Origin of the sequence: Armatimonas sp. (assembly GCF_043760365.1) — a bacterium.
Taxonomy (GTDB): Bacteria; Armatimonadota; Armatimonadia; order Armatimonadales; family Armatimonadaceae; genus Armatimonas.
Genome location: NZ_JAYUPA010000255.1, coordinates 1 through 5,686, shown reverse-complemented (window position 1 = coordinate 5,686; position 5,686 = coordinate 1). Strand labels below are relative to the sequence as shown.

Sequence of the window (5,686 nt, the reverse complement as noted above, 5' to 3'; positions counted from 1 at the left end):
ACTAGGAGATTAATCCTGCCTTGCTGAAGTCGCTCAAGAGCATGTTTTCCATTTTCTACACTAACGACGCGATACCCGGCTCGCTCCAGATTGACCTGAATCAGGCGGCGGATATGGGGCTCGTCGTCGGCGACAAGGATGGTTTTCATGCGACGGCAAACGGTAGGTGCTTGCGCTCAGACGGCAGAAAGAACGCGAGGACGATCTCTTCTTGTTTGACCCCGGCTTCCAGCAGATCATTTGTGACACCGTCTTCGATACCATCGTGTTGAACCCAGATCTTGCCTTCTTTGAGCGTGACGTTGAGTACGCATCCATGAATGCGGCGCTTGTTCTGCCAGCCGATATTCCAGAGCTGATAGTGCCCGCCGGTATCGTCAAAGACCGTATCCACTTCGATTTCGCCGTAGTTAGGAGTGAACGCAGCGTACTTCCGAACCACCGCTTTTATAATCTGCCGTAGCTCGTCTACTCGATCCATCGGACGATCCTTTCGGTTTCGGTATCGTAGAGAATAAAGTGAAGCTGAAACTCGCTCGCCAGATCGCGCCCTTCTGGCGCTTCCGCCCCTAAATCCACGTAGAGGTTCGTCTGCTCTCCGTATTTAAGAGTCAGCGGATCGTGCGTGATGAGCCAGCCATCGGATTCCAGTGCCCGACGGATCAGGGCGTGGTAAAGGTCTCTTGCCATTGCTCCTATTGTATCGTCCAAATAGCCTGGAACCGGGGGGGGATTCCCCGCATACGGGGTGTATGCAAACAAAGACAACACGGCTACTGGGCGGCGCACTGGCCGCGATCACGCTTCTTGGAGCGTTTCCCGGCGCGACACTGGCCCAAGACAAACGGCAGGAGGCGAAGAACGACTGGCGCAATCTCGCTGCTTTGGCGGGCGGGCTGACGGCGTTTGGTCTGATCAAGCACGATCCTACGCTCTCGTTTGTGGGAGCAGCGGGGGCACTTTACTCCTTGGATCGCTACGAAAAAGACCGCAAAAGCCAGGATAAGGCGGCCCGTACTCGAGCAAGCCTGTTTTCAAGAACGTACTTCTACCGCGATGGCCACCGTTACGAGCGCCGTTTGGTGACGTCTAAGGGGCATAAGTACTACCGATTCAAACGCGTGGATTAACGTACGGACCGGGCTGGGGAGTGAGAAATCCCCAGCCGGGAACGGCTTCACTCCAGAAATATCCTCTCCGATGCGGCTCCGCGTATTTGATTGAGGCTCTTATTTTTTGTGGTAAAGTCGCCTATGTCTCTTACAATTGCCATCGTGGGTACGGGGAAGGTCGCCCGGAGCAACTACTTGCCGTATCTGTCAAAACAAGCGGATGTCTCGCTGAGCTACTTCTCCCGGACCCTCTCCAAAGCGGAAGCCTGCGCCCAAGAGTTTGGGGGCCGCGCCGTTGACACCATCGAGGCGCTGCTCGCCGACACGCCCGATGCAGTGCTGGTGCTCACCCACGAGACGCAGCGCTTTGCGGCCATTCAGGCGCTGCTAGAGAGTAAGTTTACGCCCCGGCGGCTATTTTTTGAGAAGCCGCTGGTTGCGCAAAACGGCCAGGCTAACGTGAGCGAGGAAGATTTTGTCAAAGCCCGAACGCTGCTCCAAAGATCCCATTCACTCGGCACGGAGACGGCGATGGTCTTCAATTACCGATTTTTCGAGCAGACGCAACGTGCACTAAGAATTCTGCGTGAGCGCGATTTTGGAAAGCTCACCCAGGCATCGCTCCTGGTGAACTATGCCTGCTGGAGCCACTGCATTGATCTGTTGAATCTTTTTGGAGGGCGAGCGGAGGAGATTTCGGCTCTCGCGGGAGTGACCTCGTATCAAGGCACGGTGGACGTCAGCGCGGCGTTTCGGCTGGAGAGTGGCGCAACGGGCACGATTCTGGGCACCAGCGGCACCAAGTTCGACCACTCGCTCTACGAGCTACACTTTCACTTCGAGCGCGGGAGCCTACACTTTAGCGATCTCGACGGGCCGCTAGAGATCTACGATCACGCGATGCGCTACAAAGAATCGCACGGGCTGATTGGGAACCACTCGCGCTGGGATCAGTACAGGGGATCGTTTGAGAAGTCGCTGACGGCCTATTTGGATTCCATTCGCCAGAGCACTCCCCCGCCCGTGCCAGGGCTGGCCGGGCTGGAGGAGCTACAGTTCGAGGCCGCCCTGCGCCGCTCGATTACGCAAAAGCGACCCATAGAGGTCCAGAAAGAATTTCCCCTACTTCTTACCGGTTGAGCCGGGGCGCGTGATGGGTATGGCAGCGAGCCAATCCGGGATTTGGTCTTCCGCGTAGCTCACTACGTTCATCGAGAGTGTCGCCGCCAGTGGAGCGCCAAAGTCTAGTGTCCCACCACTGCGGTCCACCACCACACCGACCCCACAGAGAGTGGCGCCGATGCTTTCCACCAGCTCCCTGCACTCACGGATCGAGCCGCCCGTGGTCAGCACATCGTCCACGACCAGCACCCGCTGACCGGCGGTTAAGTGTTCCGAGCGGCGTAGCATCCGCTTGCCATCGGGGCCTTTCTCGCCGTACGCCGCCGGAACCCCGAGCTGCTTTGCCACTTCATACGCCAGAAGAATTCCTAGCGTCGTTGGCCCGAGCACCACATCGGGCTTGGTGGCGGCGCAGCGCTCGGCGAGCACCTTGCAGAGCGCTGCAACATGCGGTGGGTAGCGCAGGACATGGAACTTCTCAAAGTACGTGTCGGAGTGACGGCCACTGGTAAGCACAAAGTGCCCCGTCAGTAGCGCCCCACTCTCCGTGAAAATCTCAAGAACATCGGCATCGGTCATGCCCCGGAGTATACCCGCGGGGCGGTATACTTTTCGGTATGATCAAGGATGTCTTTGAACCACTGGAGCCCTCGCAGGTGAAGCTCACTGGCTGGCTGGGCAAGCGGGTTGCTGTCAATGAAGCCACTCGGCTCCTCACTGTAGATCTGGTGCCGCTTCTGGCAGGTTTTAAACAGCGCCCTGGGAGCCACCCCTGGATTGGGGAGCATATTGGCAAGTGGCTGCACGCCTCCACACTGGCGTGGCAGAACACTGGCGATACAAAGCTAAAAGCCAAAATTGCCGGGGCCGTGCGCGAGCTGATCGCCTGTCAGGAGCCCGATGGGTATCTAGGCACCTATGTCAAAGAGAAGCGTTTCGGGCTCTTTCCTGGCGCGGACTGGGATGTCTGGAGCCATAAATACTGTCTGCTGGGCCTCTTGACGTACTGGCACTACACCAAAGATGCCGCCGCGCTCGCCTGCTGCCAGCGCATGGGGGACTTGCTCTGCGCCACGTTTGGGACACAGCCGGGCCAGAGGAGTATTAACAGCGCTGGGACCCATATGGGCATGGCCGCGACCAGCATTTTAGAGCCGATGGTGCTTCTTGCCCGCGCCACCAAGAGGGCTAAGTATCTGGACTTCTGCCGCTATATCGTTGATGTGGCATGGGAGGAGCCGCGTGGCCCTAAAGTCCTCTCGACTCTCACGAACCTCGGGAAGGTCAATAAGACCGCCAACGGGAAAGCCTACGAGATGCTCTCGAATCTGGTGGGGCTGTGCGAACTCTACCGCGAGACCGGCGAGAAGCGCTACTTAGTGGGGCCGGAGCGTGCGTGGGAGGATATTGTTGCCAACCAGCTCTACGTCACGGGCTCGATGAGCTACGGCGAGCACTTCCACGACGACCATTCTCTGCCTAATACCCCAAAGAGCAGTATCGGGGAGACGTGTGTGACGGTGACTTGGCTCCAGCTCAACTGGCAGCTCCTGCGGCTCCTGGGCCACGGCAAGTACGCCGAGCAGATCGAGCGCTCCCAGTACAATCATCTCGCCGCTGCGCAGCGCCCCGACGGTGCCCAGTGGTGCTACTACACGGCGCTGGAGGGCACCAAGCCCTACGGCCCCGGCATCAACTGCTGTGTCAGCTCCGGCCCACGCGGCATGGCCCTCGCCCCCCAGAGTGTCTGTTTCACTTGTCAGGATACGAAGGAGCTGATCATCACCACCGTGGATAGCTTCGAGGCGACTGTCATGCTCAACGGGGTGCGCGTGCGCGTGGTTCAGCAAAGTCCCTTTCCCAAGCCCGGTAAGATTGGCCTGACTCTAGAACCAGAGCGCCCGGTGGCCTTTGCGATGGCTATTCGCGTTCCGTCGTGGGGGAACTCCAAGGCGACGGGCGCGCGGCTTTTGCAAGGGCGACAGTTTGCAGCACTTGCCGTCCGCTCACGCACCTGGAAGAGCGGAGATACATTCGACTGGACACTGGATTTCCAGCCACGTACCATCATCGGCACGTTCACTAACACGGGCTGCACCGCCAAAACTCTCGGGCCGTTTGTGCTGGCTGCACAGAACGGTCAAGAGGTGCTATTTGCGGAGGCGGGTGCGAAAGGCGAGAAGTATCAGGTCTGGACGGGGGGGCCGATAAGCGAGACCGAGGAAGACCGCAGCCGCCTCGGGAACGCTGATGGCTCCATCTGCGACGGCGACCCAAAGAGCATTGTGGTGACTTTTGACGGCTCTAAACCGAAGCTGGACTGGTTCAGCCTGAGCTTTGCCAAGCCCAAAACAGCAACCAAGCTCACGTTCTGCCACGGGCGCAGCTACCACGATGGCGGCTGGTTCGACGTGTCGGAATTGCCGGGTAAGCCGTGGCTAGAGATTCAGCGCACCAAAGATGGCCCCTGGGAGAAGATCGGGGAGCTGGCGAGCTACCCGGCGACAACCTCGACGAACTCTCAGGGGCTGCGCGAGGGCCAGGCATTTGTTTTGTCACTCGCTGCCCCCATAACGTTTATGGGCCTGCGCGTGGTCGGCAAGCCCGCGAGCGGCGACAGTCCCCAGCAGGCGTTCAGCTCCTGTGGTGAGCTGAGCGTGGAGTAAACCGCTTAAACCGCCCCTCGCATACCGCCCCCATGAACGGGGGCATCTTTTTGACGGCTTCGCCGACACGAAGTCCCTCCGGGCCATACCGAGCCGAGTCAACTCGGTATGGCCGCTTGCGGCCTTTGTGTCCGAGGAACGAGGACAATAAGACGCCCCGGTTCATCGAGGCGATCTATCGGGGTGATCTGTTTGGTGGAGTGAGACTATGATCGTTTGTTTGGGAGTGCTGGTGGCCGATGTGGTGGCGAAGCCGGTGGATGCACTGCCAAGACGGGGGACGCTGGAGCTGATCGAGCGGATGGAGCTGCACATTGGAGGCAACGCCGCCAACTCCGCCGCCGTGTTGGCAAAGCTAGGCCTGCCCGTGAAGCTGGTTGGGAAAGTGGGCGATGATAGCTTTGGAGCGTTTCTGGCAGAGGGGCTGGCAAGACTGGGAGTGGACACGTGCGCTGTCGCCACGGACCCACACGCCCCGACCTCCGTCTCGTTGGTGACGGTTCACTCCGATGCCGAGCGCTCGTTTTTGCATGTGGCAGGGGCAAATGCGACTCTCAAATCCGAGGATGTAGACTGGGGGGCACTGGGAGGAGCCCGTTTTTTCCATGTTGCGGGTTTGCAGCTTCTCACCGGGCTAGAGGGTGAGGGAGTGGCTGTGGTGCTCGCGGAGGCGCAAAAACGTGGGATGGTGACCTTGCTCGATACCGTCATGAACCCACGCTCCGCCGGCTGGGTTGGCTTGGCTCCGGCACTACCCCACCTCGATTGGTTCGTGCCGTCGGTGGA

The 5,686-nt window shown here is 59.3% G+C and carries 8 protein-coding genes; 4 read left to right on the top strand and 4 right to left on the bottom strand.

The annotated features are described in order from the left end of the window. From ACH2EH_RS06150 to ACH2EH_RS06140, 3 genes are all read right to left on the bottom strand, one after another. The coding region (locus ACH2EH_RS06150) for a response regulator (RefSeq protein WP_395139945.1) at positions 1-149 on the bottom strand (149 nt) is incomplete at its 3' end. Further along, positions 146-481 (bottom strand): XisI protein, encoded by a 336-nt coding sequence (locus ACH2EH_RS06145; RefSeq protein ID WP_395139943.1) that lies wholly within the window; start codon positions 479-481, stop codon positions 146-148. The genes ACH2EH_RS06145 and ACH2EH_RS06150, both read right to left, overlap by 4 nt. After that, positions 469-690, bottom strand: a complete 222-nt coding sequence (locus ACH2EH_RS06140; protein WP_395139941.1) for an element excision factor XisH family protein — start codon at positions 688-690, stop codon at positions 469-471. Before ACH2EH_RS06140 ends, ACH2EH_RS06145 begins: the two co-directional genes overlap by 13 nt. A 62-nt stretch (positions 691-752) precedes the next feature. On the opposite strand from ACH2EH_RS06140, the gene ACH2EH_RS06135 reads away from it, so the two are divergent. Both ACH2EH_RS06135 and ACH2EH_RS06130 read left to right on the top strand, forming a co-directional pair. Beyond that, positions 753-1,130: a hypothetical protein gene (locus ACH2EH_RS06135; RefSeq protein ID WP_395139939.1), complete on the top strand. Its 378-nt coding sequence runs from the start codon at positions 753-755 to the stop codon at positions 1,128-1,130. A 123-nt stretch (positions 1,131-1,253) separates the two neighbouring features. Continuing rightward, entirely contained in the window at positions 1,254-2,252 is a 999-nt protein-coding gene (locus ACH2EH_RS06130; protein ID WP_395139937.1) for a Gfo/Idh/MocA family protein, read from the top strand. On the opposite strand, the gene pyrE is transcribed toward ACH2EH_RS06130, so the two are convergent. Next, a complete protein-coding gene (gene pyrE, locus ACH2EH_RS06125; RefSeq protein ID WP_395139935.1) occupies positions 2,235-2,813 on the bottom strand; it encodes an orotate phosphoribosyltransferase in 579 nt (192 codons plus the stop codon). The two genes, ACH2EH_RS06130 and pyrE, sit on opposite strands and share 18 nt — an antisense overlap. A gap of 38 nt (positions 2,814-2,851) precedes the next feature. Between pyrE and ACH2EH_RS06120 the strand changes: the two genes are divergently transcribed. Then, a complete protein-coding gene (locus tag ACH2EH_RS06120) occupies positions 2,852-4,900 on the top strand; it encodes a glycoside hydrolase family 127 protein (RefSeq protein ID WP_395139933.1) in 2,049 nt (682 codons plus the stop codon). Positions 4,901-5,108: 208 nt separating this feature from the next. Next, on the top strand, positions 5,109-5,686 hold a 578-nt coding region (locus ACH2EH_RS06115), incomplete at its 3' end, for a carbohydrate kinase family protein (RefSeq protein WP_395139932.1).